The organism is Micrococcus sp. CH7, from assembly GCF_001595485.1.
Taxonomy (GTDB): Bacteria; Actinomycetota; Actinomycetes; order Actinomycetales; family Micrococcaceae; genus Micrococcus; species Micrococcus luteus.
Window position 1 is genome coordinate 1 of record NZ_LOSQ01000005.1, and the last position, 24,499, is coordinate 24,499.

The 24,499-nt window shown below is 74.0% G+C and carries 21 protein-coding genes; 15 read left to right on the plus strand and 6 right to left on the minus strand.

Annotated elements, in window-relative coordinates; all coding sequences use genetic code 11:
- Window positions 1-293 precede the first annotated feature (293 nt).
- A complete protein-coding gene (locus AUV08_RS02225) occupies window positions 294-815 on the minus strand; it encodes an adenine phosphoribosyltransferase (RefSeq protein WP_043278777.1) in 522 nt (173 codons plus the stop codon).
- A 100-nt stretch (window positions 816-915) separates the two neighbouring features.
- Here AUV08_RS02225 and AUV08_RS02230 point away from each other — a divergent pair, with 100 nt between their 5' ends.
- From AUV08_RS02230 to AUV08_RS02265, 8 genes are all read left to right on the plus strand, one after another.
- Window positions 916-2,451, plus strand: coding sequence for a peptide MFS transporter (locus tag AUV08_RS02230; RefSeq protein ID WP_036316670.1), 1,536 nt, complete (start codon window positions 916-918; stop codon window positions 2,449-2,451).
- An 85-nt stretch (window positions 2,452-2,536) separates the two neighbouring features.
- Complete coding sequence (gene gcvH, locus AUV08_RS02235; protein WP_002854607.1) at window positions 2,537-2,923, plus strand: glycine cleavage system protein GcvH; 387 nt, start codon at window positions 2,537-2,539, stop codon at window positions 2,921-2,923.
- A gap of 101 nt (window positions 2,924-3,024) precedes the next feature.
- Window positions 3,025-3,450, plus strand: coding sequence for an FHA domain-containing protein (locus AUV08_RS02240; protein ID WP_002854606.1), 426 nt, complete (start codon window positions 3,025-3,027; stop codon window positions 3,448-3,450).
- Between the two features lie 12 nt (window positions 3,451-3,462).
- Window positions 3,463-4,206, plus strand: a complete 744-nt coding sequence (locus AUV08_RS02245; RefSeq protein ID WP_052520090.1) for a MerR family transcriptional regulator — start codon at window positions 3,463-3,465, stop codon at window positions 4,204-4,206.
- The gene (locus AUV08_RS02250; RefSeq protein ID WP_052520088.1) at window positions 4,199-4,714 is read left to right on the plus strand and encodes a bifunctional nuclease family protein; all 516 of its coding nucleotides are present in this window, start codon (window positions 4,199-4,201) and stop codon (window positions 4,712-4,714) included. The genes AUV08_RS02245 and AUV08_RS02250 overlap by 8 nt, the downstream gene beginning before the upstream one ends.
- A gap of 212 nt (window positions 4,715-4,926) precedes the next feature.
- Window positions 4,927-5,490 carry a MerR family transcriptional regulator gene (locus tag AUV08_RS02255; RefSeq protein WP_061867221.1) on the plus strand — a complete coding sequence of 188 codons (564 nt, stop codon included), beginning with the start codon at window positions 4,927-4,929 and terminating at the stop codon, window positions 5,488-5,490.
- A 158-nt stretch (window positions 5,491-5,648) separates the two neighbouring features.
- Window positions 5,649-9,167: a pyruvate carboxylase gene (locus tag AUV08_RS02260; protein WP_061867222.1), complete on the plus strand. Its 3,519-nt coding sequence runs from the start codon at window positions 5,649-5,651 to the stop codon at window positions 9,165-9,167.
- A gap of 82 nt (window positions 9,168-9,249) precedes the next feature.
- The gene (locus tag AUV08_RS02265) at window positions 9,250-10,713 is read left to right on the plus strand and encodes a mycothione reductase (RefSeq protein ID WP_041104756.1); all 1,464 of its coding nucleotides are present in this window, start codon (window positions 9,250-9,252) and stop codon (window positions 10,711-10,713) included.
- 61 nt (window positions 10,714-10,774) lie between these two features.
- Here the strand turns inward: AUV08_RS02265 and AUV08_RS02270 are convergent, their stop codons facing one another.
- The gene (locus tag AUV08_RS02270) at window positions 10,775-12,613 is read right to left on the minus strand and encodes a long-chain fatty acid--CoA ligase (protein WP_041104754.1); all 1,839 of its coding nucleotides are present in this window, start codon (window positions 12,611-12,613) and stop codon (window positions 10,775-10,777) included.
- 114 nt (window positions 12,614-12,727) lie between these two features.
- Window positions 12,728-13,498, minus strand: a complete 771-nt coding sequence (locus AUV08_RS02275; RefSeq protein WP_036316677.1) for a carboxylesterase — start codon at window positions 13,496-13,498, stop codon at window positions 12,728-12,730.
- 68 nt (window positions 13,499-13,566) lie between these two features.
- Here AUV08_RS02275 and AUV08_RS02280 point away from each other — a divergent pair, with 68 nt between their 5' ends.
- A complete protein-coding gene (locus AUV08_RS02280; protein ID WP_036384573.1) occupies window positions 13,567-14,274 on the plus strand; it encodes a 1-acyl-sn-glycerol-3-phosphate acyltransferase in 708 nt (235 codons plus the stop codon).
- A 71-nt stretch (window positions 14,275-14,345) separates the two neighbouring features.
- Entirely contained in the window at window positions 14,346-15,758 is a 1,413-nt protein-coding gene (locus AUV08_RS02285) for a class II 3-deoxy-7-phosphoheptulonate synthase (RefSeq protein ID WP_036316682.1), read from the plus strand.
- A 24-nt stretch (window positions 15,759-15,782) separates the two neighbouring features.
- Here AUV08_RS02285 and pknB read toward each other — a convergent pair whose 3' ends face one another.
- Window positions 15,783-17,720 carry a Stk1 family PASTA domain-containing Ser/Thr kinase gene (pknB, locus tag AUV08_RS02290; protein WP_231862073.1) on the minus strand — a complete coding sequence of 646 codons (1,938 nt, stop codon included), beginning with the start codon at window positions 17,718-17,720 and terminating at the stop codon, window positions 15,783-15,785.
- Between the two features lie 54 nt (window positions 17,721-17,774).
- Window positions 17,775-18,947, minus strand: a complete 1,173-nt coding sequence (locus AUV08_RS02295; protein ID WP_041104749.1) for a LysM peptidoglycan-binding domain-containing protein — start codon at window positions 18,945-18,947, stop codon at window positions 17,775-17,777.
- A gap of 214 nt (window positions 18,948-19,161) precedes the next feature.
- Between AUV08_RS02295 and AUV08_RS02300 the strand changes: the two genes are divergently transcribed.
- On the plus strand, window positions 19,162-19,560 hold the full coding sequence (locus AUV08_RS02300) for an Rv2175c family DNA-binding protein (RefSeq protein WP_049158988.1): 399 nt from the start codon (window positions 19,162-19,164) through the stop codon (window positions 19,558-19,560).
- Window positions 19,561-19,602: 42 nt separating this feature from the next.
- Here the strand turns inward: AUV08_RS02300 and AUV08_RS02305 are convergent, their stop codons facing one another.
- Window positions 19,603-20,718: a polyprenyl synthetase family protein gene (locus tag AUV08_RS02305; RefSeq protein WP_041104747.1), complete on the minus strand. Its 1,116-nt coding sequence runs from the start codon at window positions 20,716-20,718 to the stop codon at window positions 19,603-19,605.
- A 56-nt stretch (window positions 20,719-20,774) separates the two neighbouring features.
- On the opposite strand from AUV08_RS02305, the gene dinB reads away from it, so the two are divergent.
- From dinB to rsmH, 4 genes are all read left to right on the plus strand, one after another.
- A complete protein-coding gene (gene dinB / locus AUV08_RS02310; protein WP_041102714.1) occupies window positions 20,775-22,070 on the plus strand; it encodes a DNA polymerase IV in 1,296 nt (431 codons plus the stop codon).
- Window positions 22,071-22,203: 133 nt separating this feature from the next.
- Window positions 22,204-22,590, plus strand: a complete 387-nt coding sequence (locus tag AUV08_RS02315) for a DUF3040 domain-containing protein (protein WP_012750919.1) — start codon at window positions 22,204-22,206, stop codon at window positions 22,588-22,590.
- A 322-nt stretch (window positions 22,591-22,912) separates the two neighbouring features.
- Entirely contained in the window at window positions 22,913-23,344 is a 432-nt protein-coding gene (gene mraZ / locus AUV08_RS02320) for a division/cell wall cluster transcriptional repressor MraZ (protein WP_002854575.1), read from the plus strand.
- A gap of 142 nt (window positions 23,345-23,486) precedes the next feature.
- A complete protein-coding gene (gene rsmH / locus AUV08_RS02325; RefSeq protein ID WP_036314148.1) occupies window positions 23,487-24,482 on the plus strand; it encodes a 16S rRNA (cytosine(1402)-N(4))-methyltransferase RsmH in 996 nt (331 codons plus the stop codon).
- The last annotated feature ends 17 nt before the right edge of the window (window positions 24,483-24,499 follow it).

The window sequence follows — 24,499 nt, forward strand, 5'->3', positions numbered from 1 at the left end:
CGTCATGATCTGACCAGTCTCCCTGCCCGCGACCGCGGGCAACAGGACGACTCTCATAACGACTGGACCTACGAAACGGGGTCAGCCCAGGCGGTCGCCCGGGCTCCGCGTCGACTCGCGTGCCGTGGCCAGGAGCTCGGCCAGTTCCGCGGTTCTCCGCGCTTGTTGGCAGTAGTTTCGCAGCAGCCCGACCACATTCACGAGGCCGGAGTCCTGCAGCGCAGGGCTCCGGCTTCGTCGTACCCGGGGCCGGGCCACCTTTGCCGCCACTCCCCGTCGGTCGGGCGGGCGGTTCAGGCTGCGAACAGCACGTGCGTGTCCGGCACGACGGCCCGGCCGCCGAGGGCCCTGAGTTCCAGCAGGCAGGCCGCGCCCACCACCTCCGCACCCCGTGCCTCGATGAGCCGTCGGCCGGCGGCGAGGGTGCCGCCCGTGGCGAGGACGTCGTCGAGCAGGAGCACCCGTGACCCGGCCCGCAGGTCCTCGGAGACCTCGATGCTCGCGGTCCCGTACTCCAGCGTGTAGTCCGCGCGGGCTGCGGGCGCCGGGAGGCGCCCGGCCTTGCGCAGCGGCACGAGGCCGGTGCCTGTCAGGACGGCGGCCGCCCCGGCGAGCAGGAACCCGCGGGCCTCGAGGCCGGCCACGAGGTCGAACCGCCCCTCGAACGGCGCCACCAGGGCCTCAACACACTCCCTCAGGGCGCGGGCGTCGGCGAGCAGGGGCGTGATGTCCTGGAAGGCCACGCCCGGGCTGGGATGGTCGGGGACCACACGGATGAGCGAGCGGGCACGGGCGATCTCGGAGGTGACGGACACGGCCTCCACTCTAGGACGTACGCCGCCCGGGCCGCGGATGTGATCGGCGTCATCGGGCGGGGAGTTTGCTCTGGCTCCCTCAGGGGAGGACAGTAGATCGGTGGAAAATCCCCAGAATCCTCTCGCGGGCCGCGTGCCCGACGTCGAGCCGTCCGCCCGCGTGGCGGCGTCGACGGCCACCCGTCCCGACGACGCCACCCCCGACTGGCGCGGCCGCCCGTTCCTCGGCCAGCCCGGCCCGCTGGCGAACCTGTTCTCCGTGGAGCTGTGGGAGCGCTTCTCCTTCTACGGCATGCAGGCGATGCTCGTGTACTACATGTCCTGGACCGCCGCGGAGGGCGGCCTCGGGATCGACCCGGCCGTGGCCACGGGCATCGTCGGCGCCTACGGCGGCATGGTGTACGTGTTCTGCATCCTCGGCGGCTGGGTCGCCGACCGCCTGCTCGGTTCCGAGCGCACCATGTTCGTCAGCGCCGTCGGGATCATGTTGGGCCACATCGCGCTGGCCCTCGTCCCGGGCGTCCCGGGCCTGACCCTGGGCCTCGTGCTCGTCGCCGTCGGTTCGGGCGGCCTCAAGGCCAACGCCACGAACCTCGTCGGCTCCCTGTACTCCCGCGAGGACCCCAAGCGCGATGCCGGCTTCTCCATCTTCTACATGGGCGTGAACATCGGCGCCCTCTTCGGCCCGCTGCTCACCGGCCTGGCGCGCGACACGATGGGCTTCCACGTGGGCTTCGGCCTCGCCGCCGCCGGCATGGCCATCGGCCTGACGCAGTACGCCCTGACCCGCAAGAACCTGCCCACGGACGTGCACCGGGTCCCGGATCCGCTGCCGCGGTCGCAGTACGGCCGCTGGGGCCTGATCGGCCTGGGGATGGTCGCCGTCGTCGTGGCCCTGTTCCTCACGGACGTCATCACCCTGGACAACCTCTCCGACGCCGTCGTCGTGCTCGCCGCCGTCGCGGCCATCGCGATCTTCGCGGTCCTGCTGACCTCGACGAAGGTCTCGGAGGAGGAGCGCTCGCGCGTGAAGGCGTTCATCCCGCTGTTCATCGGCACGTCCGTGTTCTTCGCCCTCTTCCAGCAGCAGTTCACCGTGATCGCGCTGTACTCCGAGCACCGCCTCGACCGGAACCTGTTCGGCTGGCTCATGCCCATGGAGTGGGTCAACTCCATCAACCCGATCTTCATCATCGTGTTCGCCCCGGTGTTCGCCGCGCTGTGGACCAAGCTGGGCACCCGCCAGCCCGCCACCCCGGTGAAGTTCGGCATCGGCATCGTCCTGATCGGCATCGCCTTCCTGCTGTTCATCCCGGTGGCCGACGTCGCCGCCGTGCCGCTGCTGTGGCTGACGCTGATCCTCTTCGTCTGCACCATGGGCGAGCTGCTCGTCTCCCCGGTGGGCCTCTCCCTGGCCACCAAGGTCGCCCCGCGCAGCTTCCCGGTGATGATGGTGTCGCTGTACAACCTGTCCGTCGCCCTGGGCACGGCCCTGGCCGGCTCCCTGGCCGGCTCCTACTCGGAGCAGAACGAGGTGGGCTACTTCGGCACGATCGGTGCGGTCACCCTCGGCGTGGGCCTGATCGTGCTGGCCATCGCCAAGCCGGTGCGTCGCGGCATGCGCGGCGTGCTCTGAGCACGCCAGTGGCGCGAATCACGCGCCGCTCGGTAGTCTGCGAGACGACGTCATCCCTCCCGACCACACAAAGGACGCGCACTCCATGAGCTCCATCCCCGAAGGCCTGAAGTACTCCGCCGAGCACGAGTGGATCGCCGAGGCCGGTGCCGCCGGCACGGTCCGCGTGGGCATCACCGACTTCGCCCAGGATGCGCTGGGTGACGTCGTGTACGTGGACCTGCCGGAGGTCGGCACCGAGGTCACCGCGGGCACCGCGGTGGGCGAGGTCGAGTCCACGAAGTCCGTCTCGGACATCTACGCCCCGGTCTCCGGCACCGTGGCCGCCGTCAACGACGAGCTCGACGGCGAGCCCGGCCTGGTCAACTCCGCCCCCTACGAGGGCGGCTGGCTGTTCGAGATCACCCTCGCGGACGAGGCCCAGCTCGAGGGCCTCATGGACGCCGAGGGCTACGCCTCGCACACCAGCTGAGCCCCGTCCGCCGTCGCCCCGCCGCCGGCCGGCGGGGCGACGGCGTCCCCTTCGTCTCTCCCTCCGGCGCCGCGGCGCCGGCCCCCGCACAGGAGCACCCCATGAACCAGCCCGGACGTGAACCGGACCTGTCCACATCCGCCATCAACCTCACCGAGCTGGCGCCGCTGGTCTCGGCGGACCTCACCCGTGAGGAGTCGGACGCGATCCGCGCCCTCCCGGCCGGTTCCGCGCTGCTGCTCGCCCACGAGGGCCCGGACCAGTCGGCCCGCTTCCTGCTGGACGAGGACGTGGTCTCCGTGGGGCGCCACCCGGACGCGGACATCTTCCTCGACGACGTCACCGTCTCCCGTCGTCACGCGGAGTTCCGGGCCGAGGACGGCGGCCACCGGCTCGTGGACCTGAACTCCCTCAACGGCACCTTCGTGAACCACGACCGCGTGGACGAGATCCTGCTGCGCTCCGGGATGCACGTGCAGATCGGCAAGTACCGGCTCACGTACTACGCCGGGCCGGCGCGGGGCTGAGCCGTCATCCTCGTGACCGATCCGCGCCCGCGCCCCGACGCCGTCCCCACCGCCCGCCCTGCGGGCCGGCTGGGCATCGGCGAGGTCGTAGCCTCCCTCGAAGTCGAATTCCCCGGCGTCACCGCGTCCAAGGTGCGCTTCCTGGAGGAGCGTGGCCTCGTGCTGCCCGAGCGGACCAGCGCCGGCTACCGGCGCTTCCGGCCCGAGGACGTGGACCGGCTCCGGTTCGTCCTCGCCCTGCAGCGCGACCACTTCCTGCCGCTCAAGGTGATCGCCGAACACCTGGCCGCGCTGGACCGCGGTGAACGCCCCACCGGCCTGCCCGGAACCGCGGCGGCCCCGGCGTCCTCGGACGCGGAGCGGCTCGGCCGCGAGGTCGCCGGGGGCCGCCGGTCGTGGACCCGTGCCGAGCTCGCCGCCGAATCCGGGGCGGGCGAGGAGCTGCTGGCCGAGCTGGATCAGTACTCGCTCCTGCCCGTCGATCCCGACGGCGGCTACCCGAGCCACGCGATGGACGTGGCCCGGGCCGCCGTCGTGCTCGCGGGCCACGGCCTGGAGCCCCGGCACCTGCGCCCGCTGCGGGCCGCCGCCGACCGCGAACTGGGCCTGGTGGAGCGCGCCGTCGCCCCGCTGCAGGCCCGCCGCGACGCCGGCACCCGCCCCCGCGTGGCCCGCTCGGCACGCGAGATCGCGCAGGCCAGCCTGCGGCTGCATGCGGCCCTCGTGGCCGTGGGGCTGGAGCAGTGGGATGACTGAGCCGCGCCCCGTGCCCGCCGACGAGGTCGGCGACGTGCCGCTCTCCGTGCTCGGCGTGCGCGTCGAGCTGCCCGAACAGCACCACGTGATACTGCTGGTGGACCCGCCCGGCCGCACGATGGTCCCGCTGTGGGTGGGCGCGCCCGAGGCCGCCGCCGCCGCGCTCGCGCTTGAGGGCGTCCGCACGCCCCGGCCCCTCACCCATGAGCTGCTCCTGGCCGCCGTCGACGCCCTGGGCGCCGAGGTCGTGCGGGTGCGGCTCACCGAGGTCCGGGACGAGGTCGTGCACGCCGAGCTCGTGCTCTCCACGGGCGCCCGGGTCGACGCCCGCGCGTCGGACGCCGTCGTGGTCGCCCTGCGCGCCGACGCCCCCGTGCTGGGCAGCCCCGCCGTGCTCGCGGACGCCGGCATGCCGGCGCGGACGGGGGAGGAGGACGCCGGCCAGGAGCGCGCCGTCGAGGACTTCCGCGACTTCCTGGACACCGTGCGCCCCGAGGACTTCGCCTGAGCGGAGCCGGCGCGACACGGCGCGGCCTCGCCGCCGGCTTCGTTGACCGCCCCCGGACCCGCGCGTACCTTCGAGGGGAAGAGGGCCCCGCCACCCGGGGCGCCTCCGTCGCCCTCCCCACGGTCACCGGGGAGCGCCGCCACGGTCACCGGCGGCACACGACGGTCGCGTCCCCCTCCCCGCACCGGGGGCCCCGCACCAGGAGGTTCCCCGTGACACCCACTGCAGGTCCTGGCCGGCCCTCCGCGCTCGGCACCCAGGGCACGCTCTTCGACGAGGGCGCGACCCGGGGCGACGACGTCGGCTTCCGCGGTCCCACCGCGTGCAAGGCCGCCGGCATCACCTATCGCCAGCTCGACTACTGGGCCCGCACGGACCTCGTGGTCCCCACGGTCCGCAGCGCCTCCGGCTCCGGCTCCCAGCGGCTCTACTCGTTCCGCGACATCCTCGTCCTCAAGGTGGTCAAGCGCCTCCTGGACACCGGCGTCTCGCTCCAGCAGATCCGCACCGCCGTGGGCCACCTGCGCGAGCGGGGTGTCGAGGACCTGGCGCAGATCACCCTGATGAGCGACGGCGCCTCGGTGTACGAGTGCACCTCGGCGGACGAGGTCGTGGACCTCGTCCAGGGCGGCCAGGGCGTCTTCGGGATCGCCGTCGGCCGCGTGTGGCGCGAGGTCGAGGGCAGCCTCGCCGAGCTGCCCCGCGAGAGCGTGGTCGGGGCCCCCGAGCCGGGGGACGAGCTGGCCGGGCGGCGTCGGGCCCGCCGCTCCGCCTGACCCTCCTCCGCGGGGCGCCCGCGGCCGACGCCGGCCCCGGCACGAGGCCGGGCCGGCGTCGGCGCCCCACAGCGCCGAGTCAGTCATCTTTCGTCTCGCAGCGGTGACTGTGCGCGACATGAGGCGGAACTCCGGCGCGGTGTGACACACTCCCAACCATGACCGCACCTGTCGAGAACTTCACCCCTCCAGAGGACGCGGCCGGGTCGACCGGAGCCGGCGCCGTCTTCTCCAAGGTCTTGGTGGCCAACCGCGGCGAGATCGCCGTCCGCGCCTTCCGCGCCTGCTACGAGCTGGGCGCCCGCACCGTCGCCGTCTTCCCCTACGAGGACCGCAATTCGATCCACCGCCAGAAGGCGGACGAGGCCTACCGCATCGGCGAGGAGGGCCACCCCGTGCGCGCCTACCTCGACGTGGACGAGATCATCCGCGTGGCGAAGGACGCCGGGGCCGACGCGATCTACCCGGGCTACGGCTTCCTGTCGGAGAACGCCGGCCTGGCCCGTGCCGCGGCTGAGAACGGGATCACCTTCGTCGGCCCGCCCGCCGACGTCCTCGAGCTGACCGGCAACAAGGTCGAGGCCCTGCGCGCGGCCAAGCGTGCGGGCATCCCCACCCTGGCCTCCTCGGACCCGAGCGCCGACGTCGAGTGGCTCCTGGAGCAGGCCGAGGAGATCGGCTTCCCCATCTTCGTCAAGGCCGTCGCCGGCGGCGGCGGCCGCGGCATGCGCCGCGTCGAGCGCCGCGAGGACCTGCGCGGCTCCCTCCAGGCCGCGATGCGCGAGGCGGACACCGCCTTCGGCGACCCCACCGTGTTCCTCGAGCAGGCCGTCCTGCGGCCGCGGCACATCGAGGTGCAGATCCTCGCCGACGGCGAGGGCAACGTCGTGCACCTCTTCGAGCGGGACTGCTCGCTCCAGCGCCGCCACCAGAAGGTCATCGAGATGGCCCCGGCCCCGAACCTGGACGAGGAGATCCGGCAGGCCCTGCACCGGGACGCCGTCGCCTTCGCCAAGGAGATGGGGTACGTCAACGCGGGCACCGTCGAGTTCCTCGTGGACACGGCGGGCGAGCGTGCGGGCCAGCACGTGTTCATCGAGATGAACCCCCGCATCCAGGTGGAGCACACCGTGACCGAGGAGGTCACGGACGTGGACCTGGTGGGCGCGCAGCTGCGCATCGCCGCCGGCGCCACCCTGCCCGAGCTGGGCATCACCCAGGACGCCCTCCAGGTCCGCGGCTTCGCCATCCAGTGCCGCATCACCACCGAGGACCCGGCCAACGGCTTCCGCCCGGACACCGGCACCATCACCGCCTACCGCTCGGCCGGCGGCTCCGGTGTGCGCCTCGACGGCGGCACCATCTACGCCGGTGCGGAGATCAGCCCCCACTTCGACTCCATGCTGGTCAAGCTCACCTGCCGCGGACGCGACTACGCCATGGCCGTGCGCCGCGTGCGCCGCGCCCTGGCCGAGTTCCGCGTGCGCGGCGTGGCCACCAACATCCCGTTCCTGATGAACGTGATGGACGACCCGCAGTTCGTCAGCGGCGACGTCGCCACGGACTTCATCGACAAGCACCCCGAGCTGGCCACGGTGAACCGCTCCCAGGACCGCGGCTCCAAGGCCCTGCAGTACCTCGTGGACGTCACGGTCAACCAGCCGCACGGCCCGCGCATCGAGGGCATCGACCCCCGCGACCGCCTCCCGGAGCACCCGGGCGACAAGCACCAGGAGCCGGACCGCTCGCCCTTCGACGGCCCGAGCCGGAACGAGGACGCGGCGCCCCCGCACGGCTGGCGTCAGGTGCTGCTGGAGCAGGGCCCCGAGGGCTTCGCCCGCACCCTGCGCGAACAGACCGCGCTGGCCGTCACGGACACCACGTTCCGCGACGCCCACCAGTCCCTGCTGGCCACCCGCGTCCGCACGCGCGACCTGCTGGCCGCCGCGCCCGCCGTCGCGCACACCCTGCCGGGGCTGCTCTCCGTGGAGGCCTGGGGCGGGGCGACGTACGACGTCGCGCTGCGCTTCCTCCACGAGGACCCGTGGCAGCGCCTCGAGCTGCTGCGCGCGGAGCTGCCGAACATCCCGATCCAGATGCTGCTGCGCGGCCGCAACACGGTGGGCTACACGCCGTACCCCACCGAGGTGACGGACGCGTTCGTGGCCGAGGCCGCGGCGTCCGGCGTCGACGTGTTCCGCATCTTCGACGCCCTCAACGACGTCGAGCAGATCACCCCGGCCATCGAGGCGGTGCGTGCCACGGGCACCGCCGTGGCCGAGGCGGCCCTGTGCTACACGGGCAACATGACGGACCCGAAGGAGACGCTCTACACGCTCGACTACTACCTGGGCCTCGCCCGCCGGATGGTCGACGCCGGCGCCCACGTCCTGGCGATCAAGGACATGGCGGGCCTGCTGCGGCCCGCCGCCGCGCGCGAGCTCGTCACCGCCCTGCGCGCCGAGTTCGACCTGCCCGTGCACCTGCACACGCACGACACCGCCGGCGGCCAGCTGGCCACCCTGCTCGCGGCGGCGGAGGCCGGCGTGGACGCCGTCGACGCGGCCACCGCGTCCATGGCGGGCACCACCAGCCAGGTGCCGCTGTCCGCCCTGGTCGCGGCGCTCGAGCACACCGAGCGGGACACCGGTCTCGGCCTCGAGGCCGCCACCGCGATGGAGCCCTACTGGGAGTCCGTCCGCTCGGCGTACGCGCCCTTCGAGGCGGGGCTGCCCGCCCCGACCGGCCGCGTGTACCACCACGAGATCCCGGGCGGCCAGCTGTCCAACCTGCGCACGCAGGCGATCGCGCTCGGCCTGGGGGAGCGGTTCGAGGCCATCGAGTCGATGTACGCCGCGGCCGACGACCTGCTCGGCCACCTCGTCAAGGTCACCCCGTCCTCCAAGGTGGTGGGCGATCTGGCGCTGCAGCTGGTCGGCTCCGGCGTGGACCCGAAGGAGTTCGCGGAGCGTCCGCAGGAGTTCGACATCCCGGACTCCGTGATCGGCTTCCTGCGCGGCGAGCTCGGCGACCCGCCCGGCGGCTGGCCGGAGCCCTTCCGGACCAAGGCCCTCCAGGGTCGCCGCGAGGGCGCGGGCATGGTGGAGATCTCCGCGGAGGACTCGAGCGCCCTCGCCGAGGCCGGACAGACCCGCCGCGCGGTGCTGAACCGCCTGCTCTTCCCCGGCCCCACGAAGGAGTTCGAGGCGCACCGCGAGGAGTTCGGGGACACCGTCACCCTGCACACCCGCGACTTCCTCTACGGCCTCGTCCCCGGGCGTGAGCACGTCATCTCGCTCGGACGCGGTGTCCGGCTGCTCGCCACCCTCATGTCCGTCTCCGAGCCGGACGAGAAGGGCATGCGCACGGTGATGGTCACCCTGAACGGCCAGCTGCGCCAGATGACCGTCCGGGACCGCTCGATCGAGTCCACCGTGCGGACCGCGGAGAAGGCGGACCCCGGCACCCCCGGCCACGTCGCCGCCCCGTTCGCGGGCTCGGTCACCGTCCAGGTGGCCGAGGGCGACGCCGTCGAGGTCGGCCAGGCGGTGGCCACGATCGAGGCGATGAAGATGGAGGCCACGATCACGGCCCAGGCCGCGGGCACCGTGCGCCGCGTGGTCACGGAGGGCGTCACGCCCGTCAACGGCGGAGACCTGCTGCTCGTGATCGAGTGAGCCCCGCGTGAGCCCGCCGCCGGCGGGCCGCCCCACGGGCCCGGACGCCACCGCGTCCGGGCCCGTGCCTATCCTGGGAGGCATGGCCACCTCTGCGGAACACCACGACCTGCTCATCATCGGCTCCGGATCGGGGAACTCCCTGATCAGCGAACACTGGAAGGGCCGGAGCGTCGTGATCGCCGACTCCGGCACGTTCGGCGGCACCTGCCTGAACGTCGGCTGCATCCCCACCAAGATGTACGCCTACCCGGCCGGCCTGGCCGCGCTGCCCCCCGAGGCCCGGAGCCTCGGGGTGGGGCTGGAGTTCACGGGCGCCGACTTCCCGGCCATCCGGGACCGCATCTTCACGCGCATCGACGGCATCAGCCGGGACGGGCTGCGCTACCGCCGGGACGATCTGGACTACACGAGCGTGATCCAGGAGGAGGTGCGCTTCGTCGGTCCCCGCCGCGTGCGCACCGCCTCGGGCCGGGAGATCACGGCGGACCAGGTGGTGGTCGCCGCGGGGTCGCGGCCCACCCTCCCGGAGATCCCGGGCCTGGACCTGCCGTCGGTGCACACCTCGGACACCGTGATGCGACTGGATCGGCTGCCGCGGCGGCTGCTCGTGGTGGGCGGCGGGTTCATCGCCTGCGAGTTCGCCTCCGTCTTCGCCGGGCTGGGGACCGAGGTCGTCCAGGTCAACCGCGGCCACCGGCTGCTCAAGCAGCACGACATGTCCGTGTCCACGACGTTCACGAAGATCGCTGCCCGACGGTGGGACCTGCGCACGGGGTGGACCCCGGCCGGGATCGAACCGGTCGAGGACGCCGAGCGGGCCGCGGACGGCTGGGTCCGGGTGCGCCTGGATCGCGCAGGGGGCCAGGAGCAGACCGGCATCGTGGAGGAGGCCATCGAGGCGGACACGGTGCTGATCGCGGTCGGCCGGACGCCGAACACGGACCGCCTCGACCCCGCCGCCGCGGGACTGGACGTCACCGACGACGGCGTCCTGGCCAGCGACGAGCATCAGCGCGCACTCTCCGACGCTGCTCCGGTGGAGGGGGTCTACGTGCTCGGGGACGTCGCCAACACGTGGCAGCTCAAGCACGTAGCCAATCACGAGGCCCGCGTCGTCGCGCACAACCTGGAGCATCCGGACGATCTCCGCGCCAACACGCTCGGCCCCGTGCCGGCGGCCGTGTTCACCCATCCGCAGGTGGCCTCCGTCGGTCTCACGGTGGAGCAGGCGCTCGCCGACTACGGCGCGGACGCGATCACGGTGAAGACCCAGTCCTTCGGGGACGTCGCCTACGGCTGGGCCATGGAGGACACCGAGGGCGTGTGCACCGTCGTCGCGGAGAAGGCCACGGGACGGATCCTGGGCGGGCACATCCTGGGGCACGAGGCCGCGAACCTCATCCAGCCGCTCGTGACCGGCATGGCGTTCGGCATCGACGCCCACCGGCTCGCGCGGGGCCAGTACTGGCCCCACCCGGCCCTCACCGAGGTCGTCGAGAACGCGCTGCTGGGCCTGGACGTGCCGGACTCCGGTCTGCTCTGACCGGAACCGCGGGGACGACGACGCCCGGCCGCGGGGCCGGGCGCCGTCGTCGAGGGGGCGTTCAGTTGTGCGGGGCGGGCTCCCCGTAGATGTCCGCGATCTGCGCGGCGAAGTCCTTCATGATCGCCGACCGGCGCATCTTCAGGGACGGGGTCACATGGCCCTCCTCCAGGGAGAAGTCGCGGTCGAGGATGCGGAACTCCCGGATCCCCTCGGCGCGCGAGACCAGGCTGTTGGCCTTGTCCACGGCCTCCTGGATGTGGCGGCGCACCGCGTCCTCGCGTGCGGCCGCAGCGACGTCGAGGTCCTTCGGCAGCCCGTTCGCGGCGAGCCACGCGGGCAGGGTGTCGGTGTCGAGGGTGACGATCGCCGCGATGAAGGGCTTGCCGTCGCCGACCACCATCACCTGGGAGACGAGCGCGTCGCTGCGGATCGCGTCCTCGAGCATCGCCGGTGCCACGTTCTTGCCGCCGGCCGTCACCAGCAGCTCCTTCTTGCGGCCGGTGATCGTGAGGAAGCCGTCGTCGTCCAGGGCCCCGAGGTCGCCGGTGCGGAACCAGCCGTCCTCGAAGGCCTCCTCGTTCGCCTCCGGCCGGTTGTGGTAGCCGCGCATCAGCGAGGTGCCGCGCGTGAGGATCTCGCCGTCCTCGGCGATCCGCACCTGGTTGCCGCCGAGGGGGTGTCCGACCGTGCCGATCTTCAGCCGGTCCGGCCGGCCCACGGTGATGGGGGCCGTCGTCTCGGTGAGGCCGTAGCCCTCGAGGATGGTCACGCCCACGCCGCGGAAGAAGTGCGCCAGGTCGGTGGAGAGGGGGCCGCCGCCGGAGACCGCGTACGCGAGCCGGCCGCCCATGGCCGTCCGGATCCGGCGGTAGATCAGCGCGGAGTAGAACGCGCGCTGCAGCCGCAGGGGCGCCGTCATCTGGCCCGAGTCCAGCGCCCGGGACCAGCGGATCGCCACGTCCGCGCCACGGCGGAAGATCTTCTCCTTGCCGCCGCTCTGCGCGTTGAGCAGCGCCGCGTTGTAGATCTTCTCGAACACGCGCGGCACGGCCAGCACGAAGCTCGGCTGGAAGGTCTGCAGCGAGACCGAGAGCCGCTTGATGTCCGAGACGTGCCCGCAGCGTGCGCCCGCGGCGACGGTGAGCACCGAGACGAAGCGCGCGAACACGTGCGCCAGGGGGATGAACAGCACGGTGGAGGTGTCCTGGCGGACGACGTCGCCGAGCGAGGAGGACAGGGTCTGGTTGACGAGCTCCGCGAAGTTCTCGTGCGTGAGCTCGCAGCCCTTGGGCCGGCCCGTGGTGCCGGAGGTGTAGATGATGGTCGCCAGGTCGGCCAGGCCGGCGGAGGACCGGCGCGTCTCGAGCTCCTCATCGGTGACGTCCGTGCCCAGGGCGACGAGCGCCTCGAGACCGGAGCCGGGGGCGCCGTCGGCCGGGTCCATCGTCCACAGGCCGATCAGCTCCGGCAGGCCCTCGCGCTGCACCGCGTCCCGCACCGTCTTGGCGAGGTTCTCGTTCCCGGTCACGACGGCGCGCACGTGCGAGTCCTCGATGATCCAGGACACCTGGCTGACGGAGGAGGTCTCGTACACGGGCACGGTGACCGCGCCGGCATACCAGATGGCGAAGTCGACCAGTGTCCACTCCAGGCGGGTGGAGGCCAGGAGACCGACCGTCTCCCCGGGCTGGATCCCGGCGGCGATGAGCCCCTTGGCCAGGGCCCGCACGCGTTCGCGGGCGTCCCGGGCGGAGACGTCCGTCCACTGGTCCTGCGCGTCGGGCACCGCGAAGAGGCCGTGGTCGGGACGCTCCGTGGCCTGGCGTTCCAGGAAGTCCGTGATGTTCGCCTCCGGGGACAGGCGGGGGTGGTGGTACGGCTCGCTGATCTCGTGCATGGGACTCCTCGGGCGTCGGGTCGGTCCCGCCGACCGATGGTCGGCGGAACGGAAGTATGTGTGAGTCGTGTCACGCACACTCTACAACCGGCAGCGGCAGGGTCCGGGCGCGACTCAGTGCGTCGTCATGGCGGCGACCGCGCTCCGGCCGTGGTCGATCAGCAGCGGCAGGTCGTAGTCGAGCGTGGCGACGTGGCGGCTGCGGGGCAGTCCCACCACCTCCACGGGGGCCTGGCGCAGGCCCCGCACCAGGGTCCGGTGGCTCGAGGCGGGCACGACGGCGTCGCGGGCGGACCGGTAGACCGTCACGGGAGCGGTGATCCGCGGCAGGGCGCGGCGGGCGGCCCGCTGGATGCGGCCGAGGGCGGCGACGCCGGCCACCGGCGTGCGGGGGTAGGCGCGCTCGCGCGCCGTCGGGTCCGCGATGTCGTCCGCGATCGGGGCGACCGTGGGGACGAACGGGGCCAGCAGCGGGGCGAAGGGGGCGAGCGGGCTGGCGAAGCGCAGCGCGGGGTTCACCACGAGCACCCCGGCCACGGGTCGGTGGGCGGCGGCGTCGAGCGCGAGGGCGCCGCCCATCGAGATGCCCGCCATGACCACGCGGCCGTGTCGGGCGAGCTCGAGGTCCACGACGGCCCGGACGGCGGCGCGGATCTCGTCCGCACCGGTGGCGGCGAGGTCCTCCCACCGGGTGCCGTGCCCCGGCAGCAGGGGCACGCTCACGGGGGAGCCGCCTGCCGCGAGCCCCTCGGCCCAGGCGCGGACGGAGGCCGGAGTCGAGGTGAACCCGTGCAGGAGCACGACGCAGTGGTCGCGCCGGGCGGGAGCGGCGGGCATGAGGCGCAGGGGGAGGTCTTCGGGGGCGACGGCGACGGGGCGGGGCATGGTGCCAGGGTAAGGCAGGCGGACCATACGATGGGCAGGCACCCGACCGCCCCGACCGGAAGGCCCTCGTGTCCACGTTCTACTGGTCCGCCAAGACGTTCGCCGTGGCTCCGGCCACCCGCCTGCTGTTCCGCCCCTGGGTGAAGGGCCTCGGGAACGTGCCGGCCGAGGGCCCGGCGATCCTGGCCAGCAACCACCTGTCCGTCTCGGACTCGGTGTTCATGCCGGCCATGCTCGACCGCCAGGTGCACTTCCTGGCCAAGCGTGAGTACTTCACCGGCCCGGGCGTGAAGGGCTGGGTCACCCGCCGGTTCTTCGAGGCGGCGAACCAGCTGCCCATGGACCGCTCCGGCGGAGAGGCGTCCCTGCGCTCGCTGGACGCGGGCCTCGAGGCGCTGCGGGAGGGCCGGCTGCTCGGGATCTACCCGGAGGGCACCCGCAGCCCGGACGGGCGGCTGCACCGCGGCAAGATCGGCGTGGCCAAGCTCGCGCTGGCCTCGGGCGCGCCCGTGGTGCCCATCGCGATGATCGGCACGGACCAGGTCCAGCCGATCGGCCATGTGCTGCCGCGGATCCGGCGCCTGGGCATGATCTTCGGTGAGCCGCTGGACTTCTCCGACCGTGCCGAGGCCGTCGGCGACCCCCGGGTGCTGCGGGAGGTGACGGACGAGATCATGGAGGCCATCCGGCGCCTGTCGGGCCAGGAGTACGTGGACACCTACGCGGCGGACGTGAAGGCGGGCCGTACGGCCGCTCCGCCACGCGCCCGCGACTGAGCGGGGCCCGCGCGTCGTCATCCGGGGACGCTCAGACCGGGGCGCGGCACGCGGCCCCTAGCCTGGTGCACATGACTGAAGACCCCCGCGAGAAGATCCTGGCCTTCGGCACCGCCATCTCGGAGGGCGCCGCCGACATCCCCGGCCTGGACCACTGGCGCTCGCTGCCGATCGCGCAGGCGCCGTCCTGGGCGGACGAGGCCGATCACCGCGCCGCCGTCGCCGAGCTGAGCGCCCTGCCCCCGCTCGTCTTCGCGGGCGAGGTCGACCTGCTGCGCGCCCGTCTGGCCGACGTCGCCCAGGGCCGCGCGTTCCTCCTGCAGGGCGGCGACTGCGCCGAGACGTTCGCCGGGTCCACCGCCAACCGGATCAGCGCCCGGGTGAAGACCATCCTGCAGATGGCCGCGGTGCTGACCTACGGCGCCTCCATGCCGGTCGTGAAGATGGGCCGGATCGCCGGCCAGTTCGCCAAGCCGCGGTCCTCGGACACGGAGACCCGCGACGGCGTCACGCTGCCCAGCTTCCGCGGCGAGATCGTGAACGGCTACGAGTTCACCGAGCAGGCACGCCGGCACGACGCCCGACGGATGGTGCAGGCGTACCACACCTCCGCCTCCACCCTGAACCTGGTCCGCGCCTTCACCCAGGGCGGCTTCGCCGATCTGCGCAGCGTGCACCAGTGGAACCAGGGCTTCATGGCCAACCCGGCCTACGCCCAGTACGAGGAGATGGCCGCCGAGATCGACCGCGCGGTCCGCTTCATGAACGCCGCGGGCGTGGACTTCGAGGCCATGCGCCGCACCGAGTTCTACTCGGCCCACGAGGCGCTCCTGCTCGACTACGAACGTGCCCTGACCCGCGTGGACTCACGCAGCGGCGACCCCTACGCCACGAGCGCCCACTTCCTGTGGATCGGCGAGCGCACCCGCCAGGTGGACGGCGCCCACGTCGACTTCCTCTCCCGGGTCCGCAACCCGATCGGCGTGAAGCTCGGCCCGACCACCACGGTCGCGGACGCGCTCGAGCTCGCGGAGCGGCTGGACCCGGAGCGCGAGCCGGGCCGCCTGACCTTCATCACCCGCATGGGCGCGGAGCGGATCCGGGACGTGCTCCCCGGCATCGTCGAGGGCGTCCGGGACGCGGGGCTGGAGCCGGTGTGGGTCACCGACCCCATGCACGGCAACACCGTGACCGCGGCCAACGGCTACAAGACCCGCCGGTTCGAGGACGTGATGGACGAGGTCAGCGGCTTCTTCGAGGTGCACCGCGAGCTCGGCACGCACCCGGGCGGCATGCACGTCGAGCTGACCGGCGACGACGTCGCCGAGTGCCTGGGCGGCTCCGACCCGATCAACGAGGCCGACTTCGACGCCCGCTACGAGACGCTGTGCGACCCGCGGCTGAACCACCAGCAGTCCCTGGAGATGGCGTTCAAGGTCACCGAGGCCCTCTCGCACCCCGAGCGCCGCGCGCCGCGGGCCTGACCGCGCGGCCGGGCACGCCCCGGCTCAGCCGACCCAGACGTGGACCGCGGTGCCCTCCGGCAGCGCGGTCCCGGCGGCGGGGGACTGGTGCAGGACCCGGGACTCGCCCCGGGCGGAGAGCGGCAGCGGCAGGCGATGCACGCGGGCGTCCCAGCCGTCGTCCGCCAGCGTCGTGTGCGCCGTCTCCGGATCCTGCCCGGTCATGTCCGGCACCGGGCGCACGGCGCGGCCCTCGGAGAGCACCACGCGGACCGCGGTGCCCGGCGTCGCCTGCTCGCCGGGGGCCGGGTGCTGCTCGATCACGGCCCCGGCCGGCACTGCGGGATCGGTGCGGCGCTCCGCGACCTCCACGGTGAATCGGGCGTCCCGGGCCACGCCGTGGGCCTGCCGGATCACGACGCCGGTCAGGTCGGGCACCGGCACCGGCGCGGGGCCGGCGGAGACGGTGAGCTCGACGGGGGCGCCGCGCCCTGCCGGCTCCCCGGCCGCGGGTGAGCTGTCGACGACCGTGCCCTCCGTGCGGAGTTCGTCATGCCGGGCCGTGACCGCCGCGGTGAAGCCCGCGGCGGTCAGCCGTTCCTCCGCCGCCTCCCGGGCCAGCCCGTCGAGGTCGGGGACCACCGCCACACCACCGACTCCGAGGCCGCCGGAGCCCAGCGTCCAGCCCAGCAGCAGGGCGACGCCGGTGAGCAGCAGGGTCACGGCCGCGCCGATCGCCGCGGCCCGGCCGGTGCCCTGGCCGAGGTCGAGGGCGGGGCGGCGGGCCGCCCGACGCAGCCGCCGCCGGGAGCCGCGCCCCGGATGCCGGTCCGCCGGAGCGGGGTCGACAGCGAGAGGGCCGACCGGCTCCGCCGGGCGCGCGGCGGGCCGCGGGTCGCCCCCGTGCGTCGCCGCACGGGTGTCGATGACGTCGGTCACGTCGTCGTCGAGGGCGGACTCAGCCAGGGCGGGGAGCACGCGCGTCGCGTGGTGGTCGCCGGCGTCGAGGGCCCGGGTCGGCAGGTCCCCGTCCGGGGCTGCGCCCTCGAGGCCATCGGCGGCGGGGGCGGCCGCCGCCGGGTCCGTGCCCGGGCCCTCGGCGGGGCGGCGGTCCGGTTCGTCGGGGTCCAGGCCCGCCGCCACGGCGTCGATGCGGTGCAGGAGCTCGCCGGCACCGGCGGGCCGGTCGGCCGGGTCCGGCTCGGTGCACCACAGCACGAGGTCGTCGAGGTCCTCGGGGAGCCCGGGGTGCAGCGTGGACGGCACGGGGACCCGCTCGTGGACGTGTCGGTAGGCGACCTGCAGCGCGGTCGCCGCGGTGTACGGCTGGCGGCCCGTGAGCAGCTCGAACAGGATGATGCCCACGGCGTACACGTCGGAGCGGGCGTCGGCGGGCGCCCCGGCGATGTGCTCGGGGGCGAGGTAGGCGGGCGTGCCCACGACGGCCTGCCCGGCCATGGTGTGGGCCGTGGCGGCGCGGGACAGGCCGAAGTCCGCGACCGTCACCCGGCCGTCGTCGCGGACGAGCACGTTCTCGGGCTTCACGTCCCGGTGCACCAGCCCGGCGCGGTGCGCGGCGGCCAGGCCGTCGACGAGCGGACGCAGGAACCGCAGCGCCTCCCGGGGCGAGAGCGGGGCCCGGTCCCGGATGACGGTGCGCAGCGTGCGGCCGGGCACGTGCTCCATCACGAGGTAGGCCAGCACGTCGCCGTCCTCGGCCTCGGTGTGGCCCTGGTCCAGGACCGCGACGACGTGCGGATGGGACAGCCGCGCCGTCGTCTTGGCCTCCTGCTCGAACCGGCCGACGAGGACGGGGTCCTCCGCCAGGTGCGGGTGCATGACCTTGAGCGCCACCTGGCGGTCGAGACGCTCGTCCACGGCCAGGTAGACGGTGGACATGCCGCCCCGGGCCAGCCGCTCGACGACCCGGTAGCGGCCGTCGACGATGCCCCCCACGAGGGGGTCGCGGCGTGCGCTGCTCATCGTCCCAGGGTAGGACAGGCGGCGGACCCCTCGGGGCGGTCCGCCGCCGGCGGATCAGAACATCGCCATCGCGGCGCGCACCTTGGCCACGTAGTCCCGTGCCTCCGGGTTCAGGCCGCTGTCCAGCACCCCGCCGAGGCCCTGGTAGTAGGCCCCGATGCCCTCATCGAGGGTGGGGGTGCGGTCCTGCACGTACTTGATGAACGCGACGCCGGCCACCGCGTTGTCGTGGGGGTCCAGCAGGTTCAGCTCGCGGCCCACCAGCTCCGAGGCGAACTCGCCCGTGATCGGGATGACCTGCATCGCCCCCACGGCGTTGCCGGGGGAGACCGAGGCCATGCGGAAGCGGGACTCGGTGTACGCGTGGCCCAGGGCCAGGCGAGGGTCCACGCCCATCCGCTCGGCGGTCTCGCGGACGATCTGCTGCATCTGCTCGGGGGTGGGCTGCGGGACGGAGCGCAGCAGGCGCAGGTTCTCGTTCGCCGAGGCCGTCACGTGCGGCGCGTAGGTGCGCCCGAGGAAGGTGTCGCCGACCGCCTGGACGGCGGAGACCGGCTCCACCTCGAGGGTGCCGTCGGAGATCACGAGCACGTCGCCGGGGTGCAGCGTCGAGGCCCGCGTCAGGCCGTTGAGCTCGCGCAGACGGGGGATGGAGACCTCGAACCGCTGGGAGATCCCCCAGAGGGAGTCGCCGGAGACCACGGTGTACCGGACCGTCCCGCCGGCCGCCGTCGGGGCCGTCGATGCCGGCGCGGTGGCGGGGGTCGTGGTCGGGGCGGGCGACGCGGGGGCCTTCGGTGCGGCGGCCGTGCGCTGCGTGGTCAGGACCATGCCCGGGTGGAGCATGCTCGACGCGCTCATGCCGTTGAGCCGCTGCAGCTGCGCGGCGGAGACGCCGGTGCGGCGGGCGATGACCCACCACCCGTCGTTCGGCTGCACCGTGTAGGTCCCCGCGGCCGGGGCCGGGGCCGCCGCGCCGGTCAGGCGGAGCTCGTCACCCGGGTAGAGCACGGTCTCCAGGCCCAGGCCGTTGAACCGCAGCAGGTCGGCGACGGAGACGCCGCGGGCGGCCGAGATCCGGGTGAGGGAGTCGCCCGGGCGCACGGTATGCACCGCCGCCTCCTGGGCGTGGGCCTGGGCGGGCAGACCGGTGAGCAGCAGCAGGGGCACCGCGCCGCCGGTCAGGACGGAGCGCAGGCGGCGGGAGCGGACGGGGGTGTGGGGCACGGCAGACCTCGGCATCGGATCGGATGGATGGATGGAACACGACGGGGAAGTGACGGGTGGGACCCGTGGCCCCCGCGGTCGACCGACGACGTCGGCGCCCGGCCATGGAGCCTCGGCGATGTTATCGGAATGTGATCTTCGTGACCATACTGAGATCTATGCCGTCCGGGGCGCGATGGGCCGGGCCCGTCGGCGGCCACGTAGGCTGGCGCCTGTGAGCACCACTTCCTCCGACACCCCGGTCCCCGCTGACGCGATCCCCGCCGAGCTCGACGCCCTCGTGGGCGAGTGGCTCTCCGTGCCCGACGTGGCGGAGCGCCTCGACCAGCGTGTGACCCGCGTCCACAACCTCGTGCATGATCGCCGCCTGCTGGCCGTGCGTCGCCCCGAGCCCGCGGTGCGGTCCGTGCCGGCGCTGTTCCTCACCGAGACCGGCGTGCTCGATTCCCTGCAGGGCACGCTCGTGCTGCTGGCCGACGCCGGCTTCTCCGACGAGGAGGCCCTCCGTTGGCTGTTCACCGAGGACGAGTCGTTGCCCGGCCGGCCCATCGACGCGCTCCGGGACGGTCGGAAGACCGAGATCCGGCGCCGCGCCCAGGCCCTGGCCTGGTGAGCCGACCCGCGGGCGGCCATCCGCCCGCGGGGTTCGTGCGGCTCAGTGGCGGCGCGACGTGTAGGCGTCGATCAGCCGCGTGAGCTCGGCGCTCACATCCTCGGGGACGCCGTGCGCGAGCAGGCCCGCCACGGCGCCGGCCGCCTCGTGCGAGAGCACCGCGACCCGCTCTTCGACGGCCTGGCGCGCACCGCATGCTTCGAGGACGGCCTGCCAGTGGGCCACCCGGTCCGCGCCGAGGTCTGGATCGCCGAGGTCCGCGTCGAGCGCGGCGACCTCGTCCGGGGCGAGCAGCTCGACGGCGCGGGCGATGAGCACCGTCTGTTTCCCCTCCCGCAGGTCGTCGCCCGCGGGCTTGCCCGTGGTCGCCGGATCGCCAAACACGCCGAGCAGGTCGTCCCGGTACTGGAACGCCATGCCGAACGGCAGCGACACCCGGGCGAACGCGGTCACCAGCCCGTCGTCCGCCCCCGCCAGCAGCCCGCCCAGGGCCAGCGGGTGCACCGCCGAATAGCGGGCCGACTTGTGCTCCACCACCGCCTCGGCGGCCGCCTCGGCTTCGCGGGCATCGCGCGCCGCCGGGGCCATCTCGGCCACCACGTCGAGGTACTGACCCGCCATCACGCCGAAGCGCATCCGCTCGAGCTCGGCCCGCGCCCGATCCTCCCGGGGCGTGCCGGCGAGGACGCGCGCGAAGGCCGTCTCGCTCATCCCCAGGGCGACGTCGCCGGCGAGGATCGCGGCGGAGACGCCGAAGTGCTCCGCGGCGTGGCGCCAGCCCGCCTCCCGGTGGAGGGACTCGAAGCGGCGGTGCACGCTGGGCATCCCCCGGCGGGTGTCCGAGCGGTCCAGGATGTCGTCGTGGATCAGCGCCGCGGCCTGGAACAGCTCGAACGCCGCGCCCGCCTCGGCGATGCGGGGGTCCTCCGCCTCGCCGCCGGCCGCCCGCCAGCCGAGCCAGGCCAGGACGGCGCGCAGGCGCTTGCCGCCCGCGGTCAGGTCCGCGATCGCGTCCACGAGGGGCGCCGTCAGCGGGTGGACGTCCCGGGCGCGTTCGCGGTGCTCCGCCAGCAGGCGGTCGAGGGCGTCGGCGACGGCGGCGCGGAAGCGGTCCTGGTCGGCGGGACGGGGGCGGGGGACGGCGACGTCGGCGGGCATGGCCCCACCCTAGCCGCGCCGCGCGGCGGCTCGCCGGTCCCGGATAGGCTCGGTCCATGTCCGAGACCGCGCCCGCTGCACCCCGCGATGAGGCGACGATCCTGCACGTGGACATGGACGCGTTCTTCCTGTCCGTCGAGCTGCGCGAACAGCCCGACCTCGAGGGGCGTCCCGCCGCCGTCGCCGCCCCGAGCGGCCGGTCCGTGGTGCTCTCCGCCTCGTACGCGGCGCGGGCCTACGGGGTCCGCTCGGCGATGCCCCTGGCGCACGCCCGCGCCCTGTGCCCGCCCCTCGTGGTCATCCCGCCGCGCCAGCAGCTCTACCGGGCCGTCTCCGCCGAGGTGATGGCCGTGCTCGCGGACGTGACCCCCGTGATGGAGCAGCTCAGCGTGGACGAGGCGTTCCTCGACGTCGCCGGCGCCCGCCGCCGGCTCGGCCCGCCCGAGCACATCGGCCACCTGATCCGGGAGCGCGTCCGCTCCGAGCTGGGGCTGCCGTGCACCGTGGGCGGCTCGGCCGTGAAGTTCGTGGCCAAGACGGCGTCCACCGCGGCCAAGCCAGACGGCCTGCTGATCGTGCCGCCGGAGCGCACCCTGGACTTCCTCCATCCGCTGCCCGTGGGCCGGCTGTGGGGCGTGGGCCCCAAGGCGGCCGAGCGGCTCGCCCGGCGGGGGGTGGCGACCATCGGCGACCTCGCCCGGGTGGACCCCGCGCGGCTGGAGGCGTCGTTCGGGGCCGCCGGCCGGGAGTGGGCGTCGCTCGCCCGGGGCATCGACCCGCGCCCCGTCGCCCCGCGCCCGGCGGCCCGCAGCATCGGCGCGGACCACACCTTCGACGTCGACCCCGTCGACGTCGCGGGCGTCGACCCGGAGGTCCTGCGCCTGTGTCACCGGGTCGCGGCCCGGCTGCGCGCGGAGGGGGTCACCGCCGGCGCGGTCACGGTCCGCCTCAAGGCGCCGGACGGGTCGGTCCGCAGCCGCACCGCCCGCCTCGCCCGGCCGACCGCCACGGGCCACGACCTCCTCGGCCCGGCGCGGCGGCTCGTCCGCGAGCTGCACGCCGAACGGCCGCATCCGATCCGGCTCGTGGGCGTGCGCGCCGAGCGCCTCGGGGGCGAGGCCGATCAGCCTCCGGCCCAGGAGGCGCTCTTCGGCGGTCCCGCCTGGGGGACGGAGGGCGAGGCGTCGGAGGCGGGCGACTGGGCCGGTGCCGAGGCCGCCCTGGACGCCGTCGCCCGGCGCTTCCCGACGGCGGCCGTGCGGCCGGCGTCGCTGCTGGGTCGCCGCGAGGCCCGCGCCGACGCCCGCCGGGACGCGCCGCGGCCGGGCCCCGGAGGCCCGGACCGGGAGTGAGGGGTTCCGGGGCCGGCGACGTCGCCACCTGGCTAGGGTGGGGCGGCAGGTCCTATCCTGGAGGGCAAGTCGGACGCGCGGGCGTCCCCTCCCGGTCCCGGAGGTGTCGGAGGCCGCGTTCGAAGGAGTCGCCATGCCCCTCTCAGAGCATGAGCAGCGGATGCTGGACCAGCTGGAGCAGCAGCTGCGCACCGAGGACCCCCGGCTGGCCACCCAGATGGCGGACACGGGGCGGCATCGGCTGCCCGTGGGTCGCGTCGTGGCCGGGGCCGTCCTCGCAGTGGTCGGGCTGCTCGTCGTGGTCCTCGGGGTCGCCAACCACGCGATCCTCCTGGGCGTGCTCGGCGTCGTCGTCATCGGGGCCGGCATCTTCCTGCTGACCACGCGGCCGCGCGCTGTCGCCTCCGGGGCCTCGGGCCCGGAGGCCCGCCGGTCGGGCGCACCGCGACGGCAGGGAGGCGGCGACTTCATGGGCCGCCTCGAGCGGCGCTGGGACGAGCGGCGCGCCGGAGGCGACTGAGCGCCTGGCCCGCCGGGCCCCCACTATCCTCCACTCCAGGCCCCGATCCGCTCCGGATCGGGGCCTTTCCGCTGCCCGAGGCTCCGTCGTCGCCGCGGCCCTCCACCGGGGCCCACCGGTCCTCCACGTCCCTCCACGGCGACGCCGGCCCCGGGACCCGCGGGATGGCGCGCCGGACTCGGGGGGCCTCGACACGCCCGTGGCGCCGGGACCCGCGTCCGGGGTTGATGGTGGAGGGAAGTGGGGTAATGTGGAGGGAAGGAGAGAGCATGGGTCCCGACCTTGGTCGGGAGGGACCGCTTGACGAGCCAGGGGGTCTGCCGTGTTCTTGGGCACGTACACCCCCCGGCTCGACGAGAAGTCCCGGCTGATCCTCCCCGCCAAGTTCCGCGAGGAGCTGGCGGAGGGGCTGGTCCTGACCCGGGGTCAGGAGCGCTGCATCTACGTGTTCAGCGCTCGTGAGTTCGAGCGGGTCCACGAGCAGATGAGGTCGGCTCCACTGTCCTCCCGCCAGGCCCGTGACTACATCCGCGTCTTCCTCTCGGGGGCGTCGGACGAGGTCCCGGACAAGCAGGGTCGGGTGACCGTGCCGGCGCCGCTGCGACAGTACGCGGGGCTGGACCGGGACGTGACCGTGATCGGCGCGGGGACGCGAGTGGAGATCTGGGACTCGGAGTCCTGGAACACCTACCTCGCCGAGCAGGAAGCCGCCTTCTCCGAGACCGACGAGGACGTCCTGCCCGGCGTCTTCTGACCATGACCACCCGACCTCGAGCGAGACCTCCAGCCGACGCCGCCGCACCTGACCCGTCTTCCCCTGGGCCAGGCGCGGCGGCGGACGGATGGGGATCCCGCCCGAGGTCCGCCAGGACCGCGATGTGAGCAGGAGGTCGAGAGTGGACGCAGGCCAGCCGCGCCCCGAGGACCGCCACCTGCCCGTGATGCGGGACCGCGTCGTCGACCTCCTCGCCCCCGCCGTCCAGGCCGCGCTCGAGGCCGGCCGTACGCCCGTCGCCGTCGACGGCACGCTGGGCATGGGCGGGCACACCGAGGCCCTGCTGACCCGGTTCCCCCACCTGCGCGTCATCGGCATCGACCGCGACGTCCACGCCCAGGCCATGGCCGTCGAGCGCCTCGGCCCCCTCGCCGAGCGCCTGATCCCCTTCCACGGCACCTACGACCGGGTGCCCGAGGCCATGGCCGCCGCGGGCGTCACGAAGGTCGACGCCGCGCTCTACGACCTCGGTGTGTCCTCCTACCAGCTGGACGACCGGGAGCGCGGCTTCGCCTACTCCTACGACGCTCCGCTGGACATGCGCATGGACGACACCGCCGAGCGCTCCGCCGCGACGCTCGTGGCGGAGCTGGACGAGCAGGAGCTGCGCCGCATCATCCGTCGCGACGGCGAGGAGCGCTTCGCCGGCCCCATCGCACGGGCCATCGTCCGGGCCCGCGACGAGGCCCCCATCGAGACCACCGGCCGCCTCGTCGAGGTGATCCGCTCGGCCGTCCCCGTCGCCGCGGGGGCAACCGGCGGGCACCCGGCCAAGCGCACCTTCCAGGCCCTGCGCATCGCCGTGAACGAGGAGCTCGACATCCTCGACGCCGCCGTGCCCGCCATCCTCGACGCCCTCCACGTGGGCGGGCGCCTCGTGGTGATGAGCTACCACTCCCTCGAAGACCGCATCACGAAGCGGCACCTGAGCGCGTGGGCCACGTCCACGGCGCCCCCGGGGTTCCCAGTGGTGCTGGAGGAGCACGAACCCGTGGTGCGGGTGCTCACCCGCGGCACCGAGAAGCCCACCGAAGAAGAAATCTCCGAGAACCGTCGCGCCTCCTCCGCGAGAGTGCGTGCGGTTGAGAAGATCAGGACGTCCAGGACCACGGCATGACGCTGCACGAGGAGATG

Coding starts and splice junctions, on each gene's coding strand:
- gcvH (WP_002854607.1), top strand. CDS start 2,537: ATGAGCTCCATCCCCGAAGGCCTGAAGTACTCCGCCGAGCACGAGTGG.
- AUV08_RS02240 (WP_002854606.1), top strand. CDS start 3,025: ATGAACCAGCCCGGACGTGAACCGGACCTGTCCACATCCGCCATCAAC.
- AUV08_RS02250 (WP_052520088.1), top strand. CDS start 4,199: ATGACTGAGCCGCGCCCCGTGCCCGCCGACGAGGTCGGCGACGTGCCG.
- AUV08_RS02260 (WP_061867222.1), top strand. CDS start 5,649: ATGACCGCACCTGTCGAGAACTTCACCCCTCCAGAGGACGCGGCCGGG.
- AUV08_RS02265 (WP_041104756.1), top strand. CDS start 9,250: ATGGCCACCTCTGCGGAACACCACGACCTGCTCATCATCGGCTCCGGA.
- AUV08_RS02270 (WP_041104754.1), bottom strand. CDS start 12,613: ATGCACGAGATCAGCGAGCCGTACCACCACCCCCGCCTGTCCCCGGAG.
- AUV08_RS02275 (WP_036316677.1), bottom strand. CDS start 13,498: ATGCCCCGCCCCGTCGCCGTCGCCCCCGAAGACCTCCCCCTGCGCCTC.
- AUV08_RS02285 (WP_036316682.1), top strand. CDS start 14,346: ATGACTGAAGACCCCCGCGAGAAGATCCTGGCCTTCGGCACCGCCATC.
- pknB (WP_231862073.1), bottom strand. CDS start 17,720: ATGAGCAGCGCACGCCGCGACCCCCTCGTGGGGGGCATCGTCGACGGC.
- AUV08_RS02305 (WP_041104747.1), bottom strand. CDS start 20,718: ATGCCCGCCGACGTCGCCGTCCCCCGCCCCCGTCCCGCCGACCAGGAC.
- dinB (WP_041102714.1), top strand. CDS start 20,775: ATGTCCGAGACCGCGCCCGCTGCACCCCGCGATGAGGCGACGATCCTG.
- AUV08_RS02315 (WP_012750919.1), top strand. CDS start 22,204: ATGCCCCTCTCAGAGCATGAGCAGCGGATGCTGGACCAGCTGGAGCAG.